Consider the following 26,194-nt stretch of genomic DNA (forward strand, 5'->3'; position numbering starts at 1 on the left):
GCCTTGATGTCGCGCTTAACCTACGACTCCGTAGGCTACGGAACCGTAGGTAATTCGCTTTGCACCCAGGAGTACCCGTGACGATCACCTCTCCCCACCTCGGCAGCTCGGAGGCGTGGACCGACGCCAAGCTGCTGTACGCGCTGGAAGAGGTGGTCGAGAAGGAGCTCAACCGCCACCTGAAGGTCACCAAGGACTGGATGCCCCACGAGTACGTTCCGTGGAGCGACGGCCGGAACTTCCCGGGCTTCTTCGAGGACGGAGAGGCCTGGGACCCGCAGCAGTCCAAGGTCACCGACATCGGCAAGATCGCGCTGGTGGTGAACCTGCTGACCGAGGACAACCTCCCCAGCTACCACCACGAGATCGCGACGCTCTTCGGCCGCAACGGCGCCTGGGGCACCTGGGTGCACCGCTGGACGGCCGAGGAGGGCCGCCACGGCATCGTGATGCGCGACTACCTGCTGGCCTCGCGCGCGGTGGACCCGGACAAGCTCGAAGCGTTCCGCATGCAGCACATGTCGGAGGGCTTCGAGTCCGACAACCGCCACTCCATGCTGCACTCGGTGGCGTACGTGGCCTTCCAGGAGCTCGCCACCCGCATCTCGCACCGCAACACCGGCCACCAGTCCGGTGACCCGGTCTGCGACCGCATGCTGGCGCGCATCGCGCAGGACGAGAACCTGCACATGATCTTCTACCGCAACCTGCTGGGCGCGGCCTTCGAGATCGCCCCGGACCTGACCATGCAGGCGGTGCGCGACGTCGTCGTCAACTTCCGGATGCCCGGACACGGCATGCCCGGCTTCGAGCGCATGGCCGCGCAGATGGCCATCGGCGGGGTCTACAACCTGCGGATCCACCACGACGACGTGCTGGCCCCCGTCCTGCGCTTCCTCAAGGTCATGGACATCGCCGAGCTCGGCCCGGAGGGGCAGAAGGCCCAGGACGAGCTCGGCCTGTTCATGAACGGCCTGGACACCGAGGCGAAGAAGTTCGACGAGAAGCTGGCCGCCCGCGCGGCCCGCATGGCGGCCCGCAAGGGCTGACCGGTTCCCGCCGCCCGCTCGGGCGAGTGACGCCGATTGCCCTGGCAGAGCCGTGCTCTGCCAGGGTTTCGCGTCATGACGTCACTGCAGGTGGACATCGACCAGCTGACCCGTTTGACCCGCACCCTGGACTCCTCGCTGAGCTCCCTGCGGGAGGCCCGCCGGGCGCTGGACCACGTACGGCCCGACCAGTTGGGTACGGCGGATCTCGACGCGGCGTGCGACGGCCTCCGGGAACGGTGGGCCCACGGCACGGGGAGCTGACCGAACGCGTCAAGGCCGTACGGGAGGGCGTGGACCGCAGCGCCGCGGAGTACGCGGAGCTGGAGCAGGCCGTCCGCGCGGCGTTCCTCCGGGCGGCGCCCGCCCATGGCTGAGCACGCGGCACTGGGCTTCGACCCGGCCCCGGGAAACCCCGGCGCGGTCCTCGCCCTGACCAAGAAGCTCGGCGCGTCGGCGAAGTCCCTCGGCGAGGCCTCCCGCGTGGTCGCGGACCTCGTCTCCCACAGCCCGTCCTGGCAGGGCGAGGCGGCGACCGCCTTCCGCGCCTCCCTCTCACGGGACCTCCCCTCCCCCGCTACCTGGCCTCGGCCCACACCTCCCTGACGGAGGCCGCCCGCCGCCTCACGGGGTGGCACGACACCCTGGTCGCGCACCGCGAACCGGCAGCCCGCTACGAGGCCCGGGCGGCTGCGGCGAAGACGGCGGCCGCCCGCGCGGCCATGGCAGCCGCCCCCTGTCGTTCCCGATCGCGCTCGCGCGGTGGGAGAACGACCACTACCCGGACCGGATCTGGTTCGCGGGGGACCCTCGCTTCGGTGGGGTCGTGTCGCCCGTCGGGGGGCATTACCCCGTGCGGGTCGTGCCCCACACGCCGCGGCGCGAGGAGTGCGGCGGAGAGGGGTTCGGCCTCGCGTGGCGGGTGGGGCTGGTGCGTGCCAGTGGGAAGGCCACTCGGACCTGAATCAGCTGCGGCGGCGGAGCGCGAGGCGCTCCGCCTCCGAGAGGCCGCCCCAGACCCCGAAGCGCTCGTCATTGGCCAGGGCGTACTCCAGGCACGCCACCCGCCCCTCGCACGCCCCGCACAGCCGCTTCGCATCGCGCAATGAGGCGCCCGGCTCCGGGAAGAAGAAGCCCGGCCCGGTCTGGGCGCACAGGGCGAGTTCGTACCAGGCGGCGGTTTCGGTGGTTGCAGTAGAGGTGTTCGTAGACATGCCGGAGATACTGGTCAGCGTGGATGGACGTCCGCTATACGCCTGATCAACATGCCGTACGGAGCCCCTCCCGGAGCCTCTCACCCCCCACTGACAACGGCCGGCCGTGCCACCGAGTGCTGTTGCGGCAGGATGCGTACCCATGACCCTCTCGTCTCGCTTCGCCCTGCCGGGACGGATATGGTCCGTCGCCGCCCGGCACCCGTCCGGGCCTCTGTATGCGACCTGCTACGGGGCGGACTTCCTGGAAACGGTCGTCCCGGTGGTCGGCCTGCTGGGCAATCCCGTGCTGGAGTGACGGCAACCGGCCGTGGTACGGCCTCAGTCGGTGGGTTTGGCCCGGCTGGGTTGGACTCGTTTCGGTTCGCCCGGCATTTTCGGATAGTCCGGGGGGTACGGCATGTCGCCCAGGCCGTGTTCGTGTTCGTCGCGGGACGCGAGGTCCAGTACGGCGTCCAGAGTGAAGGCGTGGTCCTCCATGTCCGCGTGCACATCACCCAGTTCCGCGAAGCGGGCCGGCATCGTCAGGATGTCGAAGTCCTGCGGCTCCGCGTCGTCCACCTCGTCCCAGCGCAGCGGAGCCGAGACCGGGGCGTGCGGGCGGGGGCGGACCGAGTAGGCGGAGGCGATCGTGCGGTCCCGCGCCGTCTGGTTGTAGTCGACGAAGATCCGCTCGCCGCGTTCCTCCTTCCACCAGGCGGTCGTGACCTTGCCCGGCATGCGGCGCTCCAGTTCCCGGCCGAGGGCGATGGCGCAGCGGCGGACCTCGGTGAAGGTCCAGCGCGGCTCGATCGGGACGAAGACGTGCAGTCCCCGGCCGCCGGAGGTCTTGGGCCAGCCGCGCAGGCCCAGTTCCTCCAGCAGGGCGCGCAGTTGATGGGCGGCGGCCACCGCGTGGTGGTAGTCGGTGCCGGGCTGCGGGTCCAGGTCGATGCGCAGTTCGTCGGGCCGGTCGGTGTCCGCACGGCGTACCGGCCAGGGGTGGAAGGTGAGGCATCCCAGGTTGGCGGCCCACAGGACTGCGGCGGGCTCGGTCGGGCAGATCTCGTCGGCCGTACGGCCGCTCGGGAAGGCGATGTGGGCGGTGGGGATCCAGTCGGGGAGGTTCCTGGGGGCCCGTTTCTGGAAGAACGACTCGCCCTCCACCCCGTCGGGATAGCGTTCCAGGGTGGTCGGCCGGTCGCGGAGGGCGCGGAGGATGCCGTCCGCGACGGCCAGGTAGTACTCGGCGACGTGCCGCTTGGTGAGGCCGCGCTCCGGGAAGTAGACCTTGTCCGGGTTGGACAGCCGTACCGTCCGCCCGGCCACCTCCAGCTCGATCGCATTGCCCGCAGCACCCATGTGCGCCACCGTAGGCGCGCCGGACCGCCGCCGCATACCGGGCGGGTCCGGACGTACCACCGCAGAATCGATGGCATGGATCTGCCAGTGATGCCGCCGGTCAAACCGATGCTCGCCAAGTCGGTGGCGAAGATCCCGCCCGGCATGCAGTACGAGGCCAAGTGGGACGGCTTCCGGGCGGTCGTGCATCGCGACGGTGACGAGGTCGAGATCGGCAGCCGCACGGGTAAGTCCTTGACCCGGTACTTTCCGGAGCTGGTGGAGGCGCTGCGGGCGAATCTGCCCAGCCGTTGCGTCATGGACGGCGAGATCGTGATCGTCCATGACGGGCGTCTGGACTTCGACCGGCTGACCGAGCGGATCCATCCCGCGCAGTCCCGTGTCAGCCTTCTGGCCGAGACCACCCCCGCGAGCTTCGTCGCCTTCGACCTGCTCGCCCTCGGCGACGAGGCCCTCCTCGACACCCCGCTCACCGACCGCCGTGCCGCCCTGGTCGCGTCCCTGTCCACTGCTCGGCCCCCCGTCCACCTCGCGCCCGCGACCACCGATCCCGCGCTCGCGCAGGAGTGGTTCGAGCGTTTCGAGGGCGCCGGGCTCGACGGAGTGATCGCCAAACCGCTCGATCTCCCCTACCGGCCCGATGCCCGCCTCATGTACAAGATCAAGCACGAACGTACCGCCGACGTCGTCGTCGCCGGTTTCCGTTTCCACAAGAGCGGTCCGATTGTCGGATCGCTCCTGCTCGGCCTCCACGACGAGCGGGGCACGCTCCAGCACGTGGGCGTCTGCGCCGCTTTCCCCATGAAGCGCCGGGCCGAGCTGGTGGAGGAGCTCGAACCGTTGCGGATGGCCGATCCGACCGGGCACCCGTGGGCCGCTTGGGCTGAGGAGTCCGCCCACGAGAGCGCCCGGCTCCCCGGCGCGCAGAGCCGCTGGACCGGTAAGAAGGACCTCTCCTGGGTGCCGCTGCGCCCCGAACGCGTCGTCGAGGTCGGCTACGACCACATGGAGGGCGATCGCTTCCGGCACACCGCCCAGTTCCGGCGCTGGCGGCCCGACCGGACACCCGCGAGCTGTACCTACGCCCAGTTGGAGGAGGTCGTGGGCTACGACCTCGCCGAAGTGCTCGGCCAGACCGGCTGAGAGCGGCCCCTGGCACCCGCGCGGACCGGCAGAGGCCGACCCGAGCGCTCACGCCGACCCGAGTGCTCAGGGGCCGAGCCGCCCCCGGCGCCCCGCCGACCGGCCGGGGCGTCCGCGCGGACCGCCCCCGGCGCCCGCGCCGACCGGCCGGGGCGCCGGGCTGCCGGGCCGCCGCGTCACCCCGCCGTCAGCTTCTCCCACTCCTCCCGGTCCGGCCCCGCCTCGTTCGGCGCGTAGTCCGGCCGCGCCGCCAGCCAGCGCGCCACCCGCGCCCGGATCTCCGGATCCGAATACGCCCGCTCCGGCGGCTCGGCCAGGTGCCGGACCCGTGCCCGGGCCCGCATCACCTCGGGGTCGTCCAGCGCGCAGTCGAACAGCGCGGCCACCTCGCGCGCCGTCCCCGTACGCCCCGTACGCCCCGCCCGCGTCGCGAAGCGCTCGCCGATGGCCGCGTCGGCGACCACCTGGAAGTCGAACCACGGCTTCAGCGTCCGCACCGCCCACTCGTGGTGGTCCACGGCGAAGCGCTCCGACCCCGGGTCCCGGTGTGCCGTGCGGGACACCCGGCGCGCCGCCCACAGGGCGAGCGAGGTGCCCTGGCCGAGGGTCGGGTTGGTGTGCGTGATGGAATCGCCGACCGGCACCAGCCCGGTCACCACCGGCCCCCGCTCGTCCACGAGCGCACTCCAGCGGTTGTCCAGGCTCGCCGTGGCCAGGACGCCCGACAACGGCTCGGCGCCGAGCGCCAGCCAGGCCTCGCCGGGCGGGAAGGAACGGGCCGCCCGCTCGAAGACCGCGGGATCGCGCAACGCCGAACGCGTGGTGTCAGCGGTGTGCACGAACAGCGTCACGGCGAAGACCCGGTTGTCGGCCGGGAAGACCGCGCACCCGGCGAAGGCGCCGCCGGTCACCGCCCAGGGCCGGCGCGGCCCCTCGTCCGTGCCCGCGGGCAGCCGGTACCAGCGGCAGAAGTACGCGAGCCCCGTACGGTGCCGTTCGACGACGGGCGGCCGGCAGCCGACCGCCCCGAGCCTGCGCTCGATGCCTCCGCGTCGGCCGCCCGCGTCGACGACGAGATCCCCCTCGTAACGGTCCGTCCCGGTGGTCACACCCGTCACCCGGACCCCGTCGGCCGGTTCACCCCCGGCCGACGCGGTGGTGAGTCCGGTGACCTGCTCCCCGTGGCGGACGACCGCCCCGGGCTCCGCGCGCAGCGCCGTGGCCAGGGCGCTCTCCAGCACGATGCGCCGCGCCTGGAGCATGACGAGGTCGTCGTCCCCCGGCAGCGCGGGCGGCCGTACGTCGAACCAGTCCAGCTCGTGCCGCTCGCGGGCGCCGAGCCGGAGCATCTCCCCGTACACGTCGGGCAGGTCGTCCCGCAGGACGTTGCGGGCGGCTCCCAGCAGCGCGTGCGGCTGGGCCGCCTGCGGTACGGTCGGCCGCCGCCAGGTGAAGAAGTCCCGGTCGAGGGCGGTTCCGGGGGCGCGCGAATCGCGCTCGAAGAGTTCCGCGGTATGCCCGCGCCGCGCCGCGAGCAGGGCGGTGGCGAGCCCGCCGATGCCTCCGCCGATCACCAGCACATGTGCCATGGAACGTCCCCCCGAACCCTTGGACCGCTGGACCGTACGACCACTGGACGACTGGACCGCTGGACCGTACGACCGGACTGTTGGACCGTACGACGATCACACCGCCCTGAGCCTGCGCGTACGGAGCCGGGCCGAAACCCGCACAGGTGTCCGGCGCGCCGCCACCGGGGCAAGGGTCCACCCGCCCACCGGCTCGCTCCCCCGCCCCGCCCCGCCCCGGCCCGCCCCGGCCCGACCGTTCCCGCCCGGTCAGCCCGTCCCCCGCCTGGTCAGCCCCGGACCGGACGGTCGGCCGCGCCCACCGCCGCCCCCACGCGAGGGGTGCCCGCTCGGCCGGCCCCGGCCCGATGGGCCTCCACCGCCCGCCGGGTCTCCGCCTCGATCAGGTCGGCGTTGATCGCGGCGGCCGCCTGCGCGCCCTGAGCGGCCGCCCCCGCGACCTTCTCCAGCGGCGCGGTCACATTGCCCGCCACCCACACCCCCCGGAGCGCGGTGGCCCCGGTCGCGGGGTCGGACTCGACGCACGTGCCGATCACGTGGCCGTCCCGCGTCATGTCCGCGGTCGGCAGACCCAGGCTGGTCAGGACGCCCGAACGCGCCGTGAACCGCGGGGCCACCACCAGCGCCCGGAACTCCACCGCGTCGCCGTCGGCCAGGGTCGCCCCGGCCAGCCGGTCGTCCTCGACGACCAGGCCGGTCACCTCGCCCTCGACGACCCGGATCCCGAGGGCCGCCAGCAGCTCCCGGTCCTCCTCCCCCAGGGTCCAGGTGTGCGCGAGCAGTGTGGTCCGCGCGCTCCAGTGCCGCCATAGCTGTGCCTGGTGCACGGCGACCGGGCCGTCGGCGAGCACCGCGAGGGGCTGGTCCCCGACCTCCCAGCCGTGGCAGTACGGGCAGTGCAGCACGTCCCGTCCCCAGCGCGCCCCGAGCCCCGGCACCGTGGGCAGGTCGTCCACCAGGCCGGTGGCGACCAGCAGCCGGCCCGCCCGCACGGTCGACCCGTCCCCGCAGCGGACCCGGAAGCTCCCGTCGGGCAGGCGGTCCGCGGCCACGGCCGTGCCCGGCCTGATCCGCCCGCCGTAGCCCTCCACCTCCGCACGCCCCCGGGCGAGCAGTTCGGCCGGGCTCTGCCCGTCCAGGCCGAGGTAGCCGTGCATGTGCGCGGCCGGGGCGTTGCGCGGGCTGCCGGAGTCGATCACGAGCACCGAGCGGCGGGCCCGGGCCAGGGTGAGCGCTCCGGCCAGCCCGGCCGCACCGCCACCGACGACGACCACGTCGAACATTTCTTCCCTTGAGTTGTCCATGTCTGCGAGGGTCTGCCCGATGCCGCCGTTTGACAAATGTTCTTGCCGAAGCGGCAAATGGAGTCATGGCCCCCGAGAAGCAGGACGACGAGGAACTCACCGAGGTGCTCACCGCCGTGGGCCCGCGGCTGCGGGCCCTGCGCCGGCAGCGCGGCACCACTCTGGCGCAGCTCAGCGAGACCACCGGCATCTCGCTCTCCACGCTCTCCCGGCTGGAGTCCGGGCAGCGCAGGCCGACGCTGGAGCTGCTGCTGCCGCTGGCCAAGGCACACCGGGTGGCGCTGGACGAGCTGGTCGGCGCCCCGGAGACCGGGGACCCGCGGATCCGCCCGCGCCCGTTCGTCCGGCACGGCCACACCTACGTGCCGCTGACCCGCAACTTCGGCGGGGTGCACGCCTTCAAGCAGATCCTCCCGCCCGTCGAGGGACCGCAGCCCGTACCCGAACTGAAGGTCCACGAGGGCTACGAGTGGCTGTACGTGCTGTCCGGACGGGTCCGGCTGCTACTCGGGGAGCACGACCTCGTGCTCGACCCCGGAGAGGCCGCCGAGTTCGACACGCGGACGCCGCACGCCTTCTGCAACGCCGGTCCGCAGCCTGCGGAGTTCCTCAGCCTCTTCGGCCCCCAGGGCGAACGGATCCACGTCCGCGCCCGGCCCACCACCTCTTCGGAAGGACGTCCATGACCACCACCGGCGAACACCCCGAACACCCCGAGCGCCCCGAACGCGCCGTTCCCCGGCCGAACGCCGTCGTCGGCGTCGGCCTCGTCGTCATCGGGCGGGACGGTCGGGTGCTGCTCGGCCAGGCGCACGACGGCCGTTGGGAACTGCCCGGCGGCAAGGTCGACCCCGGAGAGGGCTTCGAACAGGCCGCCGCGCGGGAGTTGGCCGAGGAGACGGACCTGCGGGTGGCTCCCGAGGGCGTCCGCGTCCTGTCCGTCCAGATCGACGCGAAGTCCGGGCTGACCCGGCTCACGGCGGCCGCCGTCACCACCACGGCGGAGGGTGAGCCCGCCGTCACCGAGCCCCACAAGATCACCCGCTGGGAGTGGTTCGCGCCCGCCGCGATCCCGTCGGCGCTGTACGCCCCCTCGGCGGCGGTGCTCCGCACATGGCGCCCGGACCTCACGCAGCTGCCGCACGTCCCCTCGTACGACTACCCGACCACGGACCCGGCGCCAAGCGCCTGAGGGCCCGTGCGCCCGTGCGCCCGTGCGCCCGGAACAGCGTGGCGGCAATGCACCTGCTGCCCCGGGTCGGGCCTCCCGGCCGCCCGCCCTGGTCCGCGAGCCCGGGGTGGTGGCGCGCCTGGCTGCCCCGGCTGCCGGAGCAGCCGATCTTCTCCCCGGTCCTCAACGAGGACTGCGCGGTACGGATCGCCCGGGACAGGAACGTCAAGCACAGTGGCGCCGGCTTCGTCACCCGCTTCGAGGTGGAGTCGAAGTTCCCGGGCCGATACCCCGTGCGGCAGACAGGCAGGCAGGCAGGCAGGCGATCCTCAAGCCGTAGGGACCGACGGGGGAGTCGGCCGAGTCGACTCCCCCGTCGTCCGGATCCGAGGAGCGGCGACTCAGCTGACGGCGACGACCGTGGCCGCCATGATCACCACCATCGCGGCCTGCGTGTCCCGGATGGCCGCGCGGACGCCGTCGGCCGCCCACTGCCCGTCCGCTATCTCCGCCATCCTCGGCTTCACCGAGCCGGGACTGTGCTGCGGGAAGGCCAGGCGGTGCAGGTTCGCCGCGTGGAGCAGGGCGATGAGGCCCGCCGTGCGCTCGTCGGGCCGGGCGCCTGCGAGGACCACCGCGGCCAGCCGCTCGCGCAGGGCGCGCTCGACCGTGCCGTCGACCTCGGGGTAGCGCCGCTGGGGGAACACCCCCAGCACCTTGTGCACCTGCTGCGCCACCAGCCCGCGCTCGCCCAGGCGTTCCAGCACGGGGCCGGACACCTTCATGTAGTCCTTCGTCAGCCAGTCCGTCATGCGGCGCCGCCGGCCCCGCAACCAGGTCTCGATGAGCCGGAGCCGGCCGTCCAGCAGCGGGTCCCCGGTGGACTCGGTGCTCCGGAGCTCCATGTGCTTGCCCGAGACCGACACCCGCTCCGCCAGCACCAGTTCGGTCAGGACCGCCCCCGCCAGAGCCGGCGCCACCGACTGACGCTTCCGTTGCGCCCCGGACCGGTCGTCCAGGGACAGCAGCATGATCTCCTCGGCCAGCGTGATGGTCATTCCCGCATTGGTGGCCATGTTGGTCGCCCCCCGATGTTCGTACGCTTTCGAACGGAAGGACGTCCGGCGGCCACCGGGAGTTCCGTTCCGACGCCCTCAACCCGCTAGGGCCTGTATTGAGTTGCCCCGCGGCGTCGCGACGCCCGGCACGCACCCTCGGCGCACGAGCCGAATGTCCTAGTAGCTCCGCTACGAGGATATTCGTCCCGCACGCCGAGGGCACGCACCGAACGCCGCTCCTTGCTCCACGGGGCAACTCAATACAGGCCCTAATGCCGCACGACCACCCTCGGTGCGAAGCTCCCGTCGCCCAGGTCCTCGGCCAGCAGCCGCTTCGCGATCGCGTCCGCCGCGACCCTCAGTTCGGCGCTGCGCGGCCGGCCCCGGTCCTTCTCCAGCTGGTCCCCGAGCCACTTGCCCCACGCGGCCGAGATGACGTCGGCCTCCCGCTGCCCGGCAGGCGTGAGACTGAAGAAGGAGGCATCCCGGGTGAGGAAGCCCTCCTCCACCATCCGGTCGAACACGGGGAGCAGTACCTCCGGCGGCAGCGAACGCCGGCCTGCGACAAGGCCGATGCTGGAGTAGCCGATCGTCCTCGTCATCAGCTCCACCTGCATCACCGTCCACGCACCCGCGATGTCCAGCCGGGTGTCGGAGCCCGCGACGATCGCGCGCGCCGTGTCCGCCCCCATGTTCCGTACGAGTTTGCCGACCGCCAGCTCCAGCAGCTTGGCGGAGTCCCCCGAGGCCGTGGCCGGCGAGCCGAAGCCGTCGCCCATGTCCGTGGAGCCGACCCGGGCGGTGTCGCGCAGCTTGACCTGCTTGAGGAAGAGCGCCACGACGAAGCCGAACACCGCCACCGGGACGGTCCAGAGGAACACCGTATGGAGGGCTTCCGCGTACGCCTCGATGACGGGGGTCGCGGCGGCCGGGTCGAGCCGGTGCACGCCCTGCGGGTTCGAGACGGCCCGGGCCAGCGCCGCCGGGTCCGCCCCGGTGGCGCGCGCCGCTTCCGCGACCGCCTCCTCCAGCGACGGCCCCAGGTGGTTCGCGTAGATCGTGCCGAAGACCGCGGTCCCGAAGGCGCTGCCGAGCGTACGGAAGAAGGTGACCCCGGAGGTGGCCGTGCCGAGGTCGGCGTAGTCGACGGTGTTCTGCACGGCGATCGTCAGCACCTGCATGGACAGGCCGATGCCGACGCCGAGCACGAACATGTACAGCGATTCCAGCAGGGTGCTGGTCCCCGGCTGCATCCGTGACAGCAGGTACAGGCCGATGCCCATGACCGCGTTGCCGACGATCGGGAAGATCCGGTACTGCCCGGTCTTGCTGACGACGTTGCCGCTGAAGACGGAGGCGAGCAGCAGGCCGAAGACCATGGGGAGGGTCCGGACGCCCGAGATCGTGGCCGAGTCGCCGTCGACGTACTGGAGGTAGGTCGGCAGGAAGGTCATCGCGCCGAGCATCGCGAAGCCGACGACGAAGCTCAGCACGGAGCACACGGCGAAGACCGGATTGCGGAACAGCCTCATCGGGAGCATCGGTTCCGCGGCGCGCGTCTCGACCAGGCAGAACAGGGCGAGCGCGACCGCGCCGCCCGCGAACAGGCCGATGATCACGGGCGAGGCCCACGCGTACTCGTTGCCGCCCCAGCTCGTGGCCAGGATCAGGGCGCTGGAGCCGATCGCCACCAGGGTGATGCCGAGGTAGTCGATGACCGGTTTGCCCGAGGCGCGTACCGCCGGGATCGTCCTGGCCGCGGCGACGACGACCAGGATGGCGATCGGGACGTTGACGTAGAAGCACCACCGCCAGCTCAGCTGGTCAGTGAAGAAGCCCCCGAGCAGTGGCCCGATCACGGTGGCGATGCCGAAGACACCGCCGATCATGCCCTGGTACTTGCCGCGTTCGCGCAGCGGCACGACGTCGGCGATCAGTGCCATCGCGGTGACCATCAGGCCGCCGGCGCCGACGCCCTGGACCCCGCGCCACACGATCAGCAGCGTCATGTTGCCGGCCAGGCCGCAGAAGAAGGAGCCGCTGATGAAGACGATGGCGGAGATCTGGAAGATCAGTTTCCGGCCGAAGAGGTCACCGAACTTGCCGACCAGGACCGTCGCCACGGTCTCCGCGAGCAGGTAGGAGGTCACCACCCAGGACATGTGGTCCCCGCCGCCCAGGTCCCCGACGATCGTGGGGAGGGCGGTGCCGACGATCGTCTGGTCGAGGGCCGCCAGCAGCACGCCCAGCATGATCGTGCCGAAGACGACGTTGCGCCGCTGCCGGTCGAGCACGGGGGGCGCGGCGGCAGCGGGGGCAGTGGTCACATCTCGCACTCTCACAGCCCGCCCGCCGCCCCGCATGCGGCGCTGGGCCGTCGGGGGGATCCGCGAGGCGGCTCAGCGCAGGTACGCCAGCCCCGGATGGGCCGCCGCGTAGCCGTCCAGCAGCCGCCGGGCCACGGTCACGGAGTCGACCAGCGGGTGGAGCGCGAAGGCCTTCACGGCGTCGGCCCGCGCACCGCTCGCGGCGGCCGCCAGGACCGCGCGCTCCACCGCCTTGACGGCCGTGACCAGCCCGACCGCGTGCAGCGGTAGCTGCTCGACGCCCATCGGGTGGGCGCCGTTCGCGTCCACCAGGCAGGGCACCTCGATGACGGCCCCGGCGTCCAGGGCGGAGAGGGTCGAGCCGTTGCGGACGTTGAGGATCAGCGTGGCCCGCTCGTCGCGGGCGATGGCCCGCATCAGTGCGAGTGCGACCTTCTCGTATCCGCCGGACTCCAGGTCGCTCTCGTCGCGCTCGCCCGCCCCGGCCGCCTGTCGGTTCTCGGCCATGTAGGTGGCCTCGCGCTCGGCCCGGGTCCGGTCCCAGGCGGCCAGGGCCGCGCCGGCCGGCAGCCCGGCCCGGCCCGCCTCGGCGTAGAAGCCGCGCTGCTGGTCGCGCAGGAAGGCCCCACGGGTCTGTCCGGCCTCCTGGTACGCCCGTACGGTGTCACGGTTGAAGTAGTAGTAGTGCAGGTACTCGTTGGGGATCGCGCCGAGCGAGCGCAGCCACTCGGCACCGAAGAGGCGGCCCTCCTCGAAGGACTCCAGCGCCTCGGTGTCGGCCAGCAGCCGCGGCAGTTCGTCGCGGCCGCCGATGCGCAGCCCGCGCACCCAGCCCAGGTGGTTGAGGCCCACGTAGTCGATCCACGCCTCCTCCGGCCGGGCCCCCAGCAGCCGGGCGACGCGCCGGCCGAGGCCCACGGGCGAGTCGCAGATGCCGATCACCCGGTCGCCGAGTTCCTCGGCCATCGCCTCGGTGACCAGGCCGGCCGGGTTGGTGAAGTTGATGACCCAGGCCTCTGGGGCCGTACGGGCGACCCTGCGGGCGATCTCCCGGGCGACGGGAACGGTCCGCAGTCCGTACGCGACCCCGCCCGCGCCCACCGTCTCCTGGCCCAGCACCCCCTCGGCCAGGGCCACGCGCTCGTCCGCGGCCCGCCCTTCGAGGCCGCCGACCCGGATGGCGGAGAAGACGAAGTCGGCCCCGCGCAGGGCCTCGTCGAGGTCCCGGGCGGCCGTGACGGCCGGGGCGTCGGGCACTCCGGCGGCCGCGGCCAGATCCGCGAGGACGCGGGTCATGGCGGCGAGCCGCGCGGGGTCCTCGTCGTAGAGCGTCACATGGGAGACCCGCCCCTCGGCGTGGTCGCCGAGGAGGGCTCCGTAGACGAGCGGTACCCGGAAGCCGCCTCCGCCGAGGATCGTCAGCCGCACGCCCCTACCGCCCTTCGCCCGTGCAGATACCGGTACGGATACGGACAGGATGCCGGCGCCGGTGCCACGATCGATGACACGACCGGTGGCCCGGGACGTCCGGCAGCCGTCCGCCCCGACCAGTCTGCCCCGATCAGTCTGCCCCGGTCGGTCACTCCCCCAGCGGCGGCACGGCGCGCAGCCGGGCGCCCGGCTGCTGGGGAATGGCCGTGAGGCCCCGGGACGGACCCGTCGGCACGCCTTGCGGCCCGGACAGGATCAGGGTGATCCGGGTGAGTCCCATCTGGTCGAGCATACGGCTGGTCTCGGCCACCATCCGGCAGCGCACCAGGCCCCACCGCGGGTCGGGGTGGCGCACGGTGCGCACCGCTCCGTCCGGTTCGGCCGCCTCGGGCCCGCGCTGGCTCAGCCAGTGGGGTACGCCGTACCGGTAGGCGGCCTCCATGAACGGGTCACGGGCCACCTCCTGGCGGATGCTGCACAGCCCCTCGTCCTCCGGGGCCTCGGCCAGCGCGGCCGCGAACCGGGCGAGCAACGGTACGCACCAGCCCGGTTCGTGGTCCTCCAGCACGGCCGCCGCGTCCGGGTGGAACAGCACGAAGCGCAGGAAGTTGTCGTCCGGCAGGGCCGTCGGGTGCGGCCGTACGGTCTGGAAGAGCTGGTCGAAGGCCGAATTGGTGAGGGCGACGTCCCACCGGTGGTCCACGAGGAAGCTCGGGTAGGGCACGGCCTCCATGAGGGCGGCGTAGTCGCACAGGTAGTCGCGCTGTGCCGGGTCCTCGGGGAGCCGGTTCTCGTCGGAGGCCCGCCACGTGGGCGGCGGGTCGCGGTCGACCATGACGCGGAAGAGCCAGAAGCACTGCCGCTCGCTCATCTCCAGGGCTTCGGCCAGGGCGAGGAGCTTGCGGTCCGTCCACTCCTTGACGAGTCCGCGTTCCCAGTTGCCGTACGCGCGCACGCTGATGCGCAGTCGGGCGGCGAGGTCCTCCTGACTCAGCCCCAGCTCTTCGCGGCGCTGGCGCAAAATCTCCTTGCGTCGCTCCGAGCGCACGGCGCCGCGCGCGGACTCCTCGCCCGCCAGGCGTTCCTCACCGGCTCGGGCGAGGCCATCGGACGGGCCCACCGCTGCGAGATGTGGCACTGAGAGCTCCCCCTCCTCCGGTCTGGATCTTCATTTCCGTGTGGCGATCCTGCTACCGACTTCATTCGAGTGTCAACTATTGTGGCAATTCCAGCCTCTTGACAGCTCAATCCCGCCACAGCTGTGGCACGTTCTAGCCCTTCCGGGCGAGAGCGGCTAGATTCCAGAAGCCGACCATGTGCCGTACCGACTTCGCGCGATCTAGGAGAACCACTGGTGACAGACGGCTTCCCGGCTCCCGTCGCGGTGGCCGACGCACCCCTGGCCGCGACCATCACCCGCGTCGCCGAACTCGCGGGCAAGATGGGGCGCGACCTGAACCAGGTCTTCGACCTGCGACGCCTCTCGGAGGCCTCGGGCGTGCCCACGGATGTGGTCAAGACCCTGCTCGACGGCAGGCCGGCCGGCGAACCCGACCTCCAGGCCCGCTTCCTGCAACGGCTCGACCTGCTCCGGCGCACCCGCGTCAAGCCGAACGGCCGCCGCTACACGCAGCAGGAGATCGCGGACGGCGCCGGCATGTCCAGGCAGCAGGCGGGGGCCCTCATCAACGGCGACCGCCGCCCCACGATGGAGCATTGCGACGCGATCCAGCGCTTCTTCGGGGTGCACGCGGGGTTCCTCACGGCCCACGACGCCGCCGCCCTGACCGACGCGCTCCAGCGGACCGAGCAGCAGTTGCTCCAGGACTACGCGGGCCGCGCGCGGGAAACCGTACCGGCCGCGGCCGCTTCGGCGGGCGATCCGCTGGCAAGACTCCTACAGAACCACGGTGTACGGGGCATCGCCTGGCGCGCCGCCCAACTGCCCAGCGACAAGCACCGGGACAAGGTGACCGAATGGCTGGACATGCTCCTCGAAAGCGTCAAACCGAACGAATCCTGACCCAGTCGAAAGTCTGGGTCTGATCCTTGAGTCCTGATCCGGATCCGCGCCGACGGGGAGAACGGTGAGCATAGGCAGAGAGCAGCGGCGGTTGTGCGGGGAGCTGGTGGCCGGCATCCGGCTGACCGCCCCCGTGGAGCCCGTGGACCTCTACGCTGCCCTCTGTGAGGGCATGAGCAGACACCGCGGCCGCCGGGTCGACTTCCGGATGGCTTCGTTCCCTCCCCGGACGGCCAGCGGCCTGTGGCTCGACATGGCGGACCGCGATCTCGTGGTCATCGAGGAACGCACCGCACCCGACCACCAACTGGTCATCCTGGGACACGAGCTGTGGCACATGAAGGCCGGTCACTGCAGCCACCACGTCGACGGCGCCGCCGTCGCCGCGCGGCTGCTGTCCGACGAGGCCGACATCGGTGAGACGGTCCGCCGCGTCGCCGCGCGCACGCGCGCCGACGTCCAGGAGGAGACCGAGGCCGAGACCTTCGGATTACTGCTGAGCAGCCGCTGCCGGAACTGGCTGGCCGGGTCGGCGAGCCACCGGGCTCCGGTCCAGCGCGACGACCTGGCGGGCCGGATCGAGGCCTCGCTGGGGTACCGGGGACTGAGGAACGACCGTTGAACGGTGAGGACTACTACATACCGGCAGCAGCGATGGCGGTCTCCCTCGCCTTCAAGCTGCCGGCCCTACGGCACAACTGGCGCGACCCGCTGCTGCGCTCGGTCGTCGCCCTGCTGACCCTGGCGGGGGCGGTGTTCGCCTTCGCCGCCCCGCCGACCATCGCGGCGGTCAACCGCTGGACCGGGATCGTCAACTTCTCGGCCCCGCTGGTGTACTGCCTGATCACCGCCTTCAGCGCCTCCTGCCTGGTCCTGATGGTCAACTGGCGGGGCGGGCCGCCCGAACGGACGCGCCGCGTCTCGCGGCGCTGGATCCTCGGCTACGCCATCGTCGTCGTGGCCCTGATCGTGCTGTTCGCCCTCGGTGAGACCCCTGAGGAGCGCCTGCGGGACTTCGACACCTTCTACGCCAACACGCCCTACGTCGGCGCGATGATCGCCCTCTACCTGCTGGCGCACCACGTGGCGGCGGTGGTGATGGTGGTCCTGTGCTGGCGCTGGTCGCTGCAGGTGCGCGGCTGGCTGCGGGTCGGCCTGATGATCATCGTCGCGGGCTACGTCTTCAACCTCGGTTACGACGCCACGAAGATGTCCGCCGTCGTCGCCCGCTGGCTCGGCCACGACCTCGACGGCCTGAGCACCTACGTGGCTCCCCCGCTCGCCTCGCTGGGCGCACTGATCAGCGCGGTGGGCTTCGTGGTGCCGCTCGTCTGCCAGCGGCTGTCGGACCACTGGCAGACCTGGGCGACGTACCGCGGGCTCGGCCCGCTGTGGCAGGAGGTGCAGATCTCCGCCCCCGTCGGCACGCCCGCCGTGCAGATGGCGTGGTGGACGGCGGCGGAACTGCGGGTGATCCAGCGGGAGTCCGACATCCACGACGGATTCCTGCACCTCGGTCCCTACTTCGACAAGGGCCTGCGCGACGACGCCTACGGCTGCGCCGTCGCCGACGGGGCCGACGAGGAGACCGCGCGCGCGGTCGCCGACGCCGCCATGGTGGCGGCGGCCGTACGGGCCCGCTCCGCCGACCCCGAGGGCAAGATCATCGGCGAGGACGAGGAGACCCTGCCGGCCGCCTCCGACGGACCGCGCGACCTCCTGCGCATCTCCGACGCCCTGCGGCGCTCACCGGTGGTCCAGGCGGTCCGCCGGCAGGTGACCGTCTAGTGCGGTCGCCGTAAGGGTGTGCCGGGTCGCGCTGTGCGGTGCGGTGCCTCGCACGGCGGAGGGCCGCGGCTGGTACTGAACACGACGCGCGAGGTGCCGTGCCGGGCGGGCCGGGCCCGGCAGGACCCGGCGGAGACGGCCTGGGTCCACCGCCGGGGGCGGTGCCGCCGGTCAGCGCGGAGCGGCCACCGCCGTCTTCGGGAACAGGTCCTGGAACGGGCCCGCCGAGTCGATGCCGTCCCGGCCGTACGGCGCGTCGAAGCTCCACACCATGAACAGCAGGAAGACGATCAGCGCGCTGAAGAGCCCCGCGAGGAGCAACTCCCGCCCCGAGCGCCGGATCTGCAGCGTGAAGATCAGCCCGACCGTGACCACCCCGCCGACCAGCAGCCCGAACCACACCACGCCCGGCAGCGTCGACTCCGAGCTCTGGGTCCGCGAGTGGCGGGCCTCGTCGGCGGCCGCGATGTGGTCCAGGAGCGGCTGGTAGGCCTGTGCCTGCAGCTCGGTGGCCGGGCTCTGGTGGGTGACGGACGTACGGAGCTTGCCGAGCAGCTCGCCGCCCTCGGCCGACGCGCTCTCGCCCGAGGTCAGCAGCGGCCAGTCCACGGCGACGGTGTGGGAGACGTACGCGTCCACCTCGCCGCGGATCCGGTCGCGGACCGCGGCCGGGTAGACGTCGGAGCGCTGGGTGACCTCGTACAGGGCCTGGGCCTCCCGGCGCACGCTGTCCTCGGCGGCGCCGCGCGCCTCCCATACCCCCGCAATGGCCAGGCCGAGCACGATCGCGTAGACCACGCCCACCATCATCGTCATGTACTCGATGACGTCGGGGGTTTCGCTGGTGTCCTCGTCGGCGGCGGCCCGGCGGTGCCGGATCGCCGTGAAGGCGAGGACGAGGGCGCAGACGAGCACCATGGCGATGGCCAGGACCAGCCATTCGGACACGTGGATTCTCCCGGTGTGGATCGGTGGGCGGACGGGGTGCGGCGGACGGGGGTACGGCGGTCAGCCGCGGCTCTTGGAGCGTGGCCGCAGGGCGGCGGCGGCGAGTACGGCCGGGGTGGTGACGACGACCATGAGCATCACGGTGGAGAGCCCGCCCGGGCCGCGCCGCTCCACGGCGACCGCGCGGTACGGACGCACGTGGAAGGCGCTCACGGGCGCGGCGGCCCCGGGCCGGGGCGGGGCGGATGCTGCGGCCGGCGCCTGCCCGGCAGCCGCCGGGGCACCCGGCGCGGGCGGCGGCGGCTCCGCGGGCGCGGCCACCGACTCCGTCTCCACGGAAGGCTCCGCCGGCCCGGCCGCGGCGGACGGCTCCGCCGGACCGGGCCGCACCACCGCGGGCCGACCGGGCCCGGGTGCCCAACCGGGGTGGCGCACCGTGAGCCCGGCGTCGGCGCCGGGCACGGCCACCCGCACCGAGGGTCGGCCGGACGGCCGGACGGCGGGCCGCTTCGGCTGGCCGGCGGGCACGCACAGGTCGACCCGCGCCCCGCGGCCGGGGCCGTCGCCCGCGACGGCGACGTGGCCGTGCAGCGGACACAGCGCCGCCACCAGACCGGCCCCGGCGAAGTACTGCCAAGCGGTCACCGCGCGTCCTCCCGATTCCGCAGCAGACATGAGGGCTACGTCTGAAGAAACGATCAAGGCCCGGCTTCGACACGCGGCGGACCGGTGGAGATCCACCGCCGTGCCGCAGGCGCACGAGCCCTCCGGCGATGCGGCATGATGTCGCCATGCTGACCGAGGGGGAGAACGCCCGACTGATCGCGGGGCGTTATCGACTGGACGCCAAGCTCGGGCGCGGCGGCATGGGTGTCGTGTGGCGGGCCACGGACCAGTTGCTCGGCCGCCGCGTCGCCGTCAAGGAGATGGCGCTCGACCCGGCGCTGTCCCCCGACGAGGCCCGGATCCAGCGGGAACGCACCCTGCGCGAGGCCCGCGCCGCCGCACAGGTCAAGCACCCCCACATCATCGTGGTGCACGACGTGGTCGCGGACGGCGAACGGCCGTGCATCGTCATGGAACTGGTCGAGGGCGGCTCCCTCGCCGACCGGCTCGCCCGGACGGGGCCGGTGGACACCGCCGAGGCCGCCGGTATCGGCATCGCGCTGATCGGCGCCCTGCGGACCGCGCACGCCGCCGGGGTACTGCACCGCGACATCAAACCGGCCAACGTCCTGCTGGAGGCGCCGGGCGGCCGGGCCGTCCTCACGGACTTCGGGATCGCGCAGGTGTCGGGGGCGACGACCCTCACCGCGACCGGGGCGTTCGTCGGGTCCCCCGAGTACACCGCACCCGAACGGATGTCGGCGCAGTCGTCGGCCGGGCCCGAGTCCGACCTGTGGTCGCTGGGCGCCCTGTTGTGCGCGGCCGTCAGCGGGGTGTCCCCCTTCCGGCGGGACTCGCTCGGCGGAGTGCTGCACGCGGTGGTCTACGACGAGATCCGGCCGCCCGCCGCGTGCGGGCCGCTGCTGCCGGTGGTGCGGGGCCTGCTGGAACGCGACCCCGCCACGCGGCTCGGCGCGGACGAGGCGGAGGAGATGCTGCGGGCCCTGGCACCGTCGGCGGGCGGCCACGCGCCGATACGGCGCAGCGTCCCCGCGGTGCCCGACGCCCGGACGACACCGTCCCGGACTCCGCCGCCCCGGACGACGGCACCGGACCGGACGGAACCCGCCGGGACGGAACCGGACCGGACTGCACCGGCCGGGACGGCACCGGCCCCGGCAGCGCGCCCCGTGGCCCGGACGGCGCCCGTGTCCGAGCGGGCGGCCGGCGTCCCCGCACGGCGGCGGCCGGGTGCGGCACTGGTCGCCGGCCTGCTCATGGCCGCGATCGTGGGTGCGGGTGCGTCGGCCGCGGCCCTGCTGATGAACGAGGACGACCCGGCCGACCGCGCCGACCGGCCCGCGGCCGCGAGCGGCGCCACGGGCGGCCGTGCCGGCGGCGCCCCGGCCGCGCCGCCGGGCGCGCAGGTCTCCGCGCCCGCCCCGGCGCCGTCGGCGCCCGGTGAACGGACCGGTCCGTCGTCCGAGGGCGAGGCCGTCCCCGCCGGCTACCGCGTCGTCCAGGACCCGGCGGGCTTCTCGCTCGCCGTCCCCCACGGCTTCACCCGCAGGACCGACGGCCCGCGGATCTTCTACATGTCGCCGGACGAGACCTTCCGCATCGGCATCAAGGTGTCGGACACCGAGTCGGGAGGCCCGCTCGCCGTGCACCGGCGCTCCCATGCCAAGGGGCCGGCGAACAACCCCGGCTACCGTGACGCCGAGGTCTCCGCGAGCACGCACGACGGCCGCGACGCCGCCCTGTGGCTGTTCACCTGGAACGGCTTCTCCGCGGCCGAGGGCCCCCGGCACACCCGTGACCTGTGCTGGGAGGAGGACGGCCGGCTCTACGACGTGTGGGTCTCCGCCCCGGTGGGCCGCACGGCCGAGTCCCGCGACCACTTCGACACGGCGGTCCGCACCTTCACCCGCGCCGCGGGCTGAGCCCGGCCGCCGTGCGTCCGGGTACGCCGAAAGGGGCGCGAACCCGCGTTCGCGCCCCTTTCGGTCGGTGGTACGGCGGTCGGCCGCCCCGGTGTCAGCCCGCCTCGGTGCCGCCGAAGCGCTCGCGGTAGGACTCCAGGTCCTCCTCGGTGACCCGGGCGAAGAGCACCGGCGGCACGGTGAACGGGGTCCCGGCCGGGACCGCGTCCAGGGCTTTGGCCTGCTCCGGGGTCACCCATGTGGCGGTGTCGTCGGCGAGCGCGAACGCGGAGCGCATGGCGCGCGCCGAGGCCGGGATGAACGGCTCGGAGACCACCGAGTAGAGGTGGATGAGGTTCATCGCGGTGCGCAGGGTGAGCGCGGCGGCCTCCAGGTCGGTCTTGACCTCCAGCCAGGGGGCCTTCTCGTCCAGGTAGGCGTTGCCCGCGGACCACAGGGCGCGCAGCGCGGCCGCCGCCTTGCGGTACTGCAGGGTGTCCATGTGGCCCTCGTACTCGGCCAGCAGTTCGGCGATCTGCTCACCGAGCTTCGCCTCGGCCTCGCCGGCGGGGCTGCCGGCCGGGACGTCGTCGCCGAACTTCTTGCGGGAGAAGGTCAGGACGCGGTTGACGAAGTTGCCGAGGGTGCCGCCGAGGTCCTTGTTGACCGTGGCCGCGAAGTGCTCCCACGTGAAGGACGAGTCGTCGGACTCGGGGGCGTTGGCGATGAGGAAGTAGCGCCAGAAGTCGGCCGGAAGGATTTCCAGCGCCTGGTCGGTGAAGACGCCGCGCTTCTGCGAGGTGGAGAACTTGCCGCCGTAGTACGTCAGCCAGTTGAAGGCCTTGACGTAGTCGACCTTCTTCCACGGCTCGCGGGTGCCCAGCTCGGTGGCGGGGAACATGACCGTGTGGAACGGGACGTTGTCCTTGGCCATGAACTGGGTGTAGCGGACGTCCTCGGCCTCGTACCACCAGGCCTTGTAGTCGCGGTTCGCCGGGTCGGCGTCCGCCCACTCCTTGGTCGAGGCGATGTACTCGATCGGGGCGTCGAACCAGACGTAGAAGACCTTGCCCTCGGCCGCCAGGTCGGGCCAGGTGTCGGCCGGGACGGGGACGCCCCAGTCGAGGTCACGCGTGATGGCGCGGTCGTGCAGGCCCTCGGTCAGCCACTTGCGGGCGATCGAGGAGGCCAGCTGCGGCCACTCCTCCTCGTGCTCGGCGACCCAGGCCTCCACCTCGTGCTGCAGCTTGGACTGCAGGAGGAAGAGGTGCTTGGTCTCGCGGACCTCCAGATCGGTGGATCCGGAGATGGCCGAGCGCGGCTCGATCAGGTCCGTGGGGTCCAGGACGCGGGTGCAGTTCTCGCACTGGTCGCCGCGGGCCTTGTCGTAGCCGCAGTGCGGGCAGGTGCCCTCGACGTAGCGGTCCGGGAGGAAACGGCCGTCGGCGGGCGAGTAGACCTGGCGGATCGCCCGCTCCTCGATGAAGCCGTTCTCCTGGAGCCGGCGTGCGAAGTGCTGGGTGATCTCGACGTTCTGCGGCGAGGAGCTGCGGCCGAAGTAGTCGAAGGACAGCTCGAAGCCGTCGTAGACCGTCTTCTGGGCGTCGTGGGCCTGCGCGCAGAACTCGGCGACCGAGATGCCCGCCTCCTTGGCGGCGAGCTCGGCGGGGGTGCCGTGCTCGTCGGTGGCGCAGATGTACAGGACGTCGTGGCCGCGCTGGCGGAGGTACCGGGAGTACACATCCGCCGGAAGCATCGACCCGACCATGTTGCCCAGGTGCTTGATCCCGTTGATGTACGGAAGCGCGCTGGTGATCAGGTGTCGAGCCATCCTCGGATGCTCCATTTCCTATGTGCGGTGCAACATGACGTCACGGACTGTGAGTGCGGTCATCGTATCGAACCGCCGAAAGGCCACGCGCCGCATTTGTTCTCGGGTGGACGTAAAGCAAAAGCGAGGACAGTGACCCCTGCGTCACGGCCCTCGCGATCGGGCCCATGGTACAGCGGGGTGACGGAGCGCCGGACCGGAGGCTCGACCGGTGATACGACGGCACCGGCAGGCGGCATATGCATACGTGCTGGCTGGCGCCTCGCCCGATCGGTACCGATCACGGTTCGATCATCCGCGACGCATTGCTTCCCAGGTTTCTTCTCTGCGCCCCCCGAGTGCGCCCACGCTGCTTTCCTGTTCTGCGCACCAGGGGATGAGGTGGAGCCGTGAGCGATGTCGGACCGGAGGAGTCCGGTGGGGCCGTGGGACTGCCGAGCCGACGTCGGCGGCCGACGCCCATGAGCCAGTGGGACCCGACGGCACGTCTGTCGTACTGGGCCTTCCATGCCAACCGGCGCCCCGCGTACATGCGTTTCGCGTACCTGCAGCTGGGCTCCGACTCCGCGGCCGAGGCGGCGGTCGACGCCACCTTCGACTCGATCATGGGCGACTGGCTGCGGATGCTGCACATGGACCGCCTGGACGCCTACGCGTGGACCGTCCTCAAGCACTGCCTGGTCGACTGCCGGAACCGGCTCCACCCGCGGCAGCAGGAGCCCGAGCCGACGGACATCAGCGCCTTCGAGGCGGCCCTCAAGGAGGCCCACGCCGACCAGTACGAGGTGCTGACGGACACCATCCGCTTCTACTCCGCCGTCTCCCGGCTCGCCGAGCGCCAGCGCGACGCCGTGCTGCTGCGGTACGGGCTGCAGTGCACCCCGGGGGAGGCCGCCTCCGTGATGGGCGTGGACGAGGCCACGGTCCGCTCCCAGCTCGGCCAGGCCCACCGGCGCCTCGCCCGGCTGCTCGACGCCTCCGCCGATCCGGCGGAACCGGCCGAACCAGCCGGGTCATGAGGCGCCGCGACCGGCTGGAGCGGCCGGACGGCGACCCGGCGCCCCGCTCCCTGGCCGAGTTCCTCGCCCGGGCCGGCGTCCGCGACCGCTACCGCCACTACGACCTCGGCGCGGCCGAGGCCCGGCTGCTGCGTGCCACCCCGCACCCGGCCGTCCCGCACCGTGCCCGGCGCCGGGCGGCCCACGGCTGGAGCGACCCGGTCCGGGACCGACCGCTCGACTCCGAGCGGGCCCGGCGCGACCTCAAGGCGATCTGCCTGGCCTCCGTGTGCGCGCCGGACGCCGCCGCGCACCTCGACGCCTTCACCGGCCTGCGCACCGACCTGAGCGGCGCCGTCGTCTTCGGCTGCCTGCTGCACCTCGCCGGAATGCGCGAAGGCGCCCGTTTCTGGTGGCAGTTCGCCGCCGCGTCCGGCAGTGCGCGGGCCGCCGCGGCCGCCTACTGCCTCTTCCTCGACCACTCCCGGCGCGGCGAGCACCACGACGCCCGGCACTGGGCCCGCGAGCTGGGCCACCGCGGCTTCCGGCCGACCGGGCGGCGCGACCTGCGCGAGATCCGGCTGTGCGCGCAGGCCGCCGTCCTGCGCCACGTCGACCAGTGCGACGATCCCGACCTGGGGCCCGTGCCGTTGCCGAGGGCCGGGCTGTCGGGGGCGCTGGGCGCGTTCCTGCCGCCGCCGCCCGCCACGGCCGTGGCGCAGGTGCCGCCGGTGGCGGCGGTCCGGCCGGCCGCCGGGCCGCTGCGCCACCCCGCGCTGACGGCGGCGGCCCGCGGGACCGTCGTACAGGGCGGCACGGGCGAGGCGCTGGCGGAGGCCCGCCGCGCCCTGGCCGTCGTACGCGTCCTGGAGCGGCACCCGCTGGGGGTCCGGGCAGCCCAGCTCGCACGGGAGTCGGGCCTCGCGGAGGCGGAGCTGCCCGCGCTCCTGACGATGCTGTGCGAGGAGGAGTACGCGTACCGGGCGGGTGCGGGGGTGTACGGGCGCGGCCCGGCCCTGGACCGGCTCGCCGCCCCCGGCGGGCAGGGCCTGGCCGGGCAGCTCCAGCGCACCCTCGCCCTGGCCCGGGACAGCGCGGGCGCCGCGGTGTACCTCAGCCGGTACGCCGGGGGCGAGGTGCACATCACGCAGATGGCGGCCGGTCCGGCGACCCCGCCGGTCCGGGAGTGGGTCGACTTCCGGGACGCCGCGCATGCCAGCGCGGTCGGCAAGTGCCTGCTGACCCAGCTCGACCACGAACGCCGGGCCGACCACGTGGCCCGGCACCGGCCCGCCCGGCTCACCCCGCAGACCATCACCGACAGCCGGGCCCTGTTCACGGCGCTGGACGCGGTGGCCCCGGGCTCCCCCGTCTTCGACCTGCTCGAATACGCCCCCGGGGTCGTCTGCTCGGCGGTTCCCATCGCCACGGGCGGCGCCGCGGGGAGCCTCGCGCTGTCCCTGCCCGCGACCCATGCGCACCGGCTGCGCTCGGCCACGGGGACGCTGCGCCGCAAGGCCGTTCCGGTCCTCCTCGCGCTGCTCCTGACCGGTGCGATCCCCCCGGACCCACCGGAGGCCGCGGCCTCCCCCACCGCCGAGCCCGGCCCCGCACCCGAGGGGTGGCCCGAGCCGCGGCCGACGCGGGCCCCGGTCACCCCGGAAACCCTGCGCCACCTCCGGCGCCTCTTCCGCACCCCGCTCGCCGAGGCCGCGGCGGCGCCCCAGGGCCCGCACCTGGTCAGCGACACCACGTCCGGGGCGGCCTACCTCTTCGACGCGGCCCCGGACGGCGCCGCCCCCCGCCTGTCCCTCCCCCACACCTTCACCTCGGTCACCCCGGGCAGCCTGACCCGCCCTTCGGGCCTGGTGGTCCTGGGTACCTAACGATTCGCCCCACCGGCAGCCGGGAGGTCACAGCCGCTTCGTCCGCCTGAGGCCCAGCTCGTCGCAGCGCCGGTCGTACTCTGCCTCCGCGGCGGCGTCGTTGAACTCGACCGGGTGCCAGCGGTCGAGGGCGTAGCCCTCGCAGTCACGCCAGACCCGCAGGCCGTCGCAGAGGGTGTTCCAGTTCTCGCGGATCTTGTCGAGGCGCCACTCGTCCCGGGCGCGGAGCACCGCCTCGGGCGGCGGCGCCCACACAAGGACCGGCATCGATCCCCGCCTGTTGCGGTAGGGCCTCCAGAACCGCGCCCGGATGTCCCACTCCAGTTGCAGCACGGCAGCGGACAGCATCCGGGCCAGCGCATCGGCCGTCCGGTGTTCCTCGGTTCCCGGAGGGTGGCCGGCCTCCAGGGCCTCCAGCCTCGGGTGCAGGAAGTCGAAGACCTCCCAGAGGTCGTCCTCCGTGATGTCGCAGGCATACCGCAGTAGCGCCCGCTCCGTGTTCATGCCCGCCCCCGGAGATACAGAAGAGCCCCCACACGGTGTGTTGGGCTCTTGCTTGTGTCCG

At 72.9% G+C, this 26,194-nt stretch carries 25 protein-coding genes and 2 pseudogenes; 15 read left to right on the forward strand and 12 right to left on the reverse strand.

Going from position 1 to position 26,194, the window contains the following annotated elements; all coding sequences use genetic code 11:
* Positions 1 to 77: 77 nt before the first annotated feature.
* The 4 genes from ACIPXC_RS17325 (at position 78) to ACIPXC_RS17340 (ending at position 1,655) form a co-directional block, all read left to right on the forward strand.
* Positions 78 to 1,049: an acyl-ACP desaturase gene (locus ACIPXC_RS17325; RefSeq protein ID WP_401618438.1), complete on the forward strand. Its 972-nt coding sequence runs from the start codon at positions 78 to 80 to the stop codon at positions 1,047 to 1,049.
* A gap of 75 nt (positions 1,050 to 1,124) precedes the next feature.
* Positions 1,125 to 1,313, forward strand: coding sequence for a hypothetical protein (locus tag ACIPXC_RS17330; protein WP_401618440.1), 189 nt, complete (start codon positions 1,125 to 1,127; stop codon positions 1,311 to 1,313).
* Complete coding sequence (locus ACIPXC_RS17335; protein WP_401618442.1) at positions 1,289 to 1,426, forward strand: hypothetical protein; 138 nt, start codon at positions 1,289 to 1,291, stop codon at positions 1,424 to 1,426. The genes ACIPXC_RS17330 and ACIPXC_RS17335 overlap by 25 nt, the downstream gene beginning before the upstream one ends.
* The gene (locus ACIPXC_RS17340) at positions 1,419 to 1,655 is read left to right on the forward strand and encodes a WXG100 family type VII secretion target (RefSeq protein WP_401618445.1); all 237 of its coding nucleotides are present in this window, start codon (positions 1,419 to 1,421) and stop codon (positions 1,653 to 1,655) included. Before ACIPXC_RS17335 ends, ACIPXC_RS17340 begins: the two co-directional genes overlap by 8 nt.
* A 359-nt stretch (positions 1,656 to 2,014) precedes the next feature.
* Here the strand turns inward: ACIPXC_RS17340 and ACIPXC_RS17345 are convergent, their stop codons facing one another.
* Positions 2,015 to 2,263: a WhiB family transcriptional regulator gene (locus ACIPXC_RS17345; protein WP_401618447.1), complete on the reverse strand. Its 249-nt coding sequence runs from the start codon at positions 2,261 to 2,263 to the stop codon at positions 2,015 to 2,017.
* A gap of 142 nt (positions 2,264 to 2,405) precedes the next feature.
* On the opposite strand from ACIPXC_RS17345, the gene ACIPXC_RS17350 reads away from it, so the two are divergent.
* Positions 2,406 to 2,561 (forward strand): hypothetical protein, encoded by a 156-nt coding sequence (locus tag ACIPXC_RS17350; RefSeq protein ID WP_401618449.1) that lies wholly within the window; start codon positions 2,406 to 2,408, stop codon positions 2,559 to 2,561.
* Between the two features lie 23 nt (positions 2,562 to 2,584).
* Here the strand turns inward: ACIPXC_RS17350 and ligD are convergent, their stop codons facing one another.
* Entirely contained in the window at positions 2,585 to 3,604 is a 1,020-nt protein-coding gene (gene ligD, locus ACIPXC_RS17355) for a non-homologous end-joining DNA ligase (protein ID WP_401618452.1), read from the reverse strand.
* Between the two features lie 75 nt (positions 3,605 to 3,679).
* On the opposite strand from ligD, the gene ACIPXC_RS17360 reads away from it, so the two are divergent.
* Positions 3,680 to 4,747: an ATP-dependent DNA ligase gene (locus ACIPXC_RS17360; RefSeq protein WP_401618455.1), complete on the forward strand. Its 1,068-nt coding sequence runs from the start codon at positions 3,680 to 3,682 to the stop codon at positions 4,745 to 4,747.
* Positions 4,748 to 4,923: 176 nt separating this feature from the next.
* Here the strand turns inward: ACIPXC_RS17360 and ACIPXC_RS17365 are convergent, their stop codons facing one another.
* Both ACIPXC_RS17365 and ACIPXC_RS17370 read right to left on the reverse strand, forming a co-directional pair.
* Positions 4,924 to 6,336: an NAD(P)/FAD-dependent oxidoreductase gene (locus ACIPXC_RS17365; protein ID WP_401618458.1), complete on the reverse strand. Its 1,413-nt coding sequence runs from the start codon at positions 6,334 to 6,336 to the stop codon at positions 4,924 to 4,926.
* 269 nt (positions 6,337 to 6,605) lie between these two features.
* Positions 6,606 to 7,640: an NAD(P)/FAD-dependent oxidoreductase gene (locus ACIPXC_RS17370; RefSeq protein ID WP_401618461.1), complete on the reverse strand. Its 1,035-nt coding sequence runs from the start codon at positions 7,638 to 7,640 to the stop codon at positions 6,606 to 6,608.
* Positions 7,641 to 7,705: 65 nt separating this feature from the next.
* On the opposite strand from ACIPXC_RS17370, the gene ACIPXC_RS17375 reads away from it, so the two are divergent.
* The 3 genes and pseudogenes from ACIPXC_RS17375 to ACIPXC_RS17385 all read left to right on the forward strand — a co-directional run.
* Entirely contained in the window at positions 7,706 to 8,326 is a 621-nt protein-coding gene (locus ACIPXC_RS17375) for a helix-turn-helix domain-containing protein (protein WP_386522745.1), read from the forward strand.
* On the forward strand, positions 8,323 to 8,832 hold the full coding sequence (locus ACIPXC_RS17380; protein ID WP_401618465.1) for an NUDIX hydrolase: 510 nt from the start codon (positions 8,323 to 8,325) through the stop codon (positions 8,830 to 8,832). Before ACIPXC_RS17375 ends, ACIPXC_RS17380 begins: the two co-directional genes overlap by 4 nt.
* A gap of 110 nt (positions 8,833 to 8,942) precedes the next feature.
* Positions 8,943 to 9,125: pseudogene (locus ACIPXC_RS17385) on the forward strand (hypothetical protein); the annotation flags it as partial.
* Positions 9,126 to 9,212: 87 nt separating this feature from the next.
* On the opposite strand, the gene ACIPXC_RS17390 reads toward ACIPXC_RS17385, so the two are convergent.
* From ACIPXC_RS17390 to ACIPXC_RS17405, 4 genes are all read right to left on the reverse strand, one after another.
* On the reverse strand, positions 9,213 to 9,869 hold the full coding sequence (locus ACIPXC_RS17390) for a GPP34 family phosphoprotein (protein WP_401618468.1): 657 nt from the start codon (positions 9,867 to 9,869) through the stop codon (positions 9,213 to 9,215).
* A gap of 269 nt (positions 9,870 to 10,138) precedes the next feature.
* Positions 10,139 to 12,232, reverse strand: a complete 2,094-nt coding sequence (locus ACIPXC_RS17395) for an MDR family MFS transporter (RefSeq protein ID WP_401618470.1) — start codon at positions 12,230 to 12,232, stop codon at positions 10,139 to 10,141.
* Between the two features lie 36 nt (positions 12,233 to 12,268).
* Complete coding sequence (locus ACIPXC_RS17400) at positions 12,269 to 13,624, reverse strand: 6-phospho-beta-glucosidase (RefSeq protein WP_401618473.1); 1,356 nt, start codon at positions 13,622 to 13,624, stop codon at positions 12,269 to 12,271.
* 151 nt (positions 13,625 to 13,775) lie between these two features.
* On the reverse strand, positions 13,776 to 14,765 hold the full coding sequence (locus ACIPXC_RS17405; RefSeq protein WP_401618475.1) for a helix-turn-helix domain-containing protein: 990 nt from the start codon (positions 14,763 to 14,765) through the stop codon (positions 13,776 to 13,778).
* 216 nt (positions 14,766 to 14,981) lie between these two features.
* Between ACIPXC_RS17405 and ACIPXC_RS17410 the strand changes: the two genes are divergently transcribed.
* The 3 genes from ACIPXC_RS17410 (at position 14,982) to ACIPXC_RS17420 (ending at position 17,438) form a co-directional block, all read left to right on the forward strand.
* The gene (locus ACIPXC_RS17410; RefSeq protein ID WP_401618478.1) at positions 14,982 to 15,650 is read left to right on the forward strand and encodes a helix-turn-helix domain-containing protein; all 669 of its coding nucleotides are present in this window, start codon (positions 14,982 to 14,984) and stop codon (positions 15,648 to 15,650) included.
* A 64-nt stretch (positions 15,651 to 15,714) separates the two neighbouring features.
* On the forward strand, positions 15,715 to 16,272 hold the full coding sequence (locus ACIPXC_RS17415) for a toxin-antitoxin system, toxin component (protein ID WP_392576840.1): 558 nt from the start codon (positions 15,715 to 15,717) through the stop codon (positions 16,270 to 16,272).
* Positions 16,269 to 17,438, forward strand: a complete 1,170-nt coding sequence (locus tag ACIPXC_RS17420; RefSeq protein ID WP_401618481.1) for an MAB_1171c family putative transporter — start codon at positions 16,269 to 16,271, stop codon at positions 17,436 to 17,438. The genes ACIPXC_RS17415 and ACIPXC_RS17420 overlap by 4 nt, the downstream gene beginning before the upstream one ends.
* A 171-nt stretch (positions 17,439 to 17,609) precedes the next feature.
* Here ACIPXC_RS17420 and ACIPXC_RS17425 read toward each other — a convergent pair whose 3' ends face one another.
* Together ACIPXC_RS17425 and ACIPXC_RS17430 are read right to left on the reverse strand one after the other, a co-directional pair.
* Complete coding sequence (locus tag ACIPXC_RS17425) at positions 17,610 to 18,386, reverse strand: hypothetical protein (protein ID WP_401618484.1); 777 nt, start codon at positions 18,384 to 18,386, stop codon at positions 17,610 to 17,612.
* Positions 18,387 to 18,446: 60 nt separating this feature from the next.
* Complete coding sequence (locus tag ACIPXC_RS17430; RefSeq protein ID WP_401618487.1) at positions 18,447 to 19,031, reverse strand: hypothetical protein; 585 nt, start codon at positions 19,029 to 19,031, stop codon at positions 18,447 to 18,449.
* Positions 19,032 to 19,177: 146 nt separating this feature from the next.
* On the opposite strand from ACIPXC_RS17430, the gene ACIPXC_RS17435 reads away from it, so the two are divergent.
* Positions 19,178 to 20,935 (forward strand): serine/threonine-protein kinase, encoded by a 1,758-nt coding sequence (locus ACIPXC_RS17435; protein WP_401618490.1) that lies wholly within the window; start codon positions 19,178 to 19,180, stop codon positions 20,933 to 20,935.
* Positions 20,936 to 21,029: 94 nt separating this feature from the next.
* On the opposite strand, the gene metG is transcribed toward ACIPXC_RS17435, so the two are convergent.
* Entirely contained in the window at positions 21,030 to 22,745 is a 1,716-nt protein-coding gene (metG, locus tag ACIPXC_RS17440) for a methionine--tRNA ligase (protein ID WP_401618492.1), read from the reverse strand.
* 389 nt (positions 22,746 to 23,134) lie between these two features.
* Here metG and ACIPXC_RS17445 point away from each other — a divergent pair, with 389 nt between their 5' ends.
* The gene (locus ACIPXC_RS17445) at positions 23,135 to 23,764 is read left to right on the forward strand and encodes an RNA polymerase sigma factor (RefSeq protein ID WP_401618495.1); all 630 of its coding nucleotides are present in this window, start codon (positions 23,135 to 23,137) and stop codon (positions 23,762 to 23,764) included.
* 806 nt (positions 23,765 to 24,570) lie between these two features.
* Positions 24,571 to 25,290: pseudogene (locus ACIPXC_RS17450) on the forward strand (IclR family transcriptional regulator C-terminal domain-containing protein); the annotation flags it as partial.
* 366 nt (positions 25,291 to 25,656) lie between these two features.
* On the opposite strand, the gene ACIPXC_RS17455 reads toward ACIPXC_RS17450, so the two are convergent.
* Entirely contained in the window at positions 25,657 to 26,133 is a 477-nt protein-coding gene (locus tag ACIPXC_RS17455) for a hypothetical protein (RefSeq protein WP_401618498.1), read from the reverse strand.
* Between the last annotated feature and the right edge of the window lie 61 nt (positions 26,134 to 26,194).

This window comes from Streptomyces sp. NPDC090021 (genome assembly GCF_044748225.1).
GTDB lineage: Bacteria > Actinomycetota > Actinomycetes > Streptomycetales > Streptomycetaceae > Streptomyces.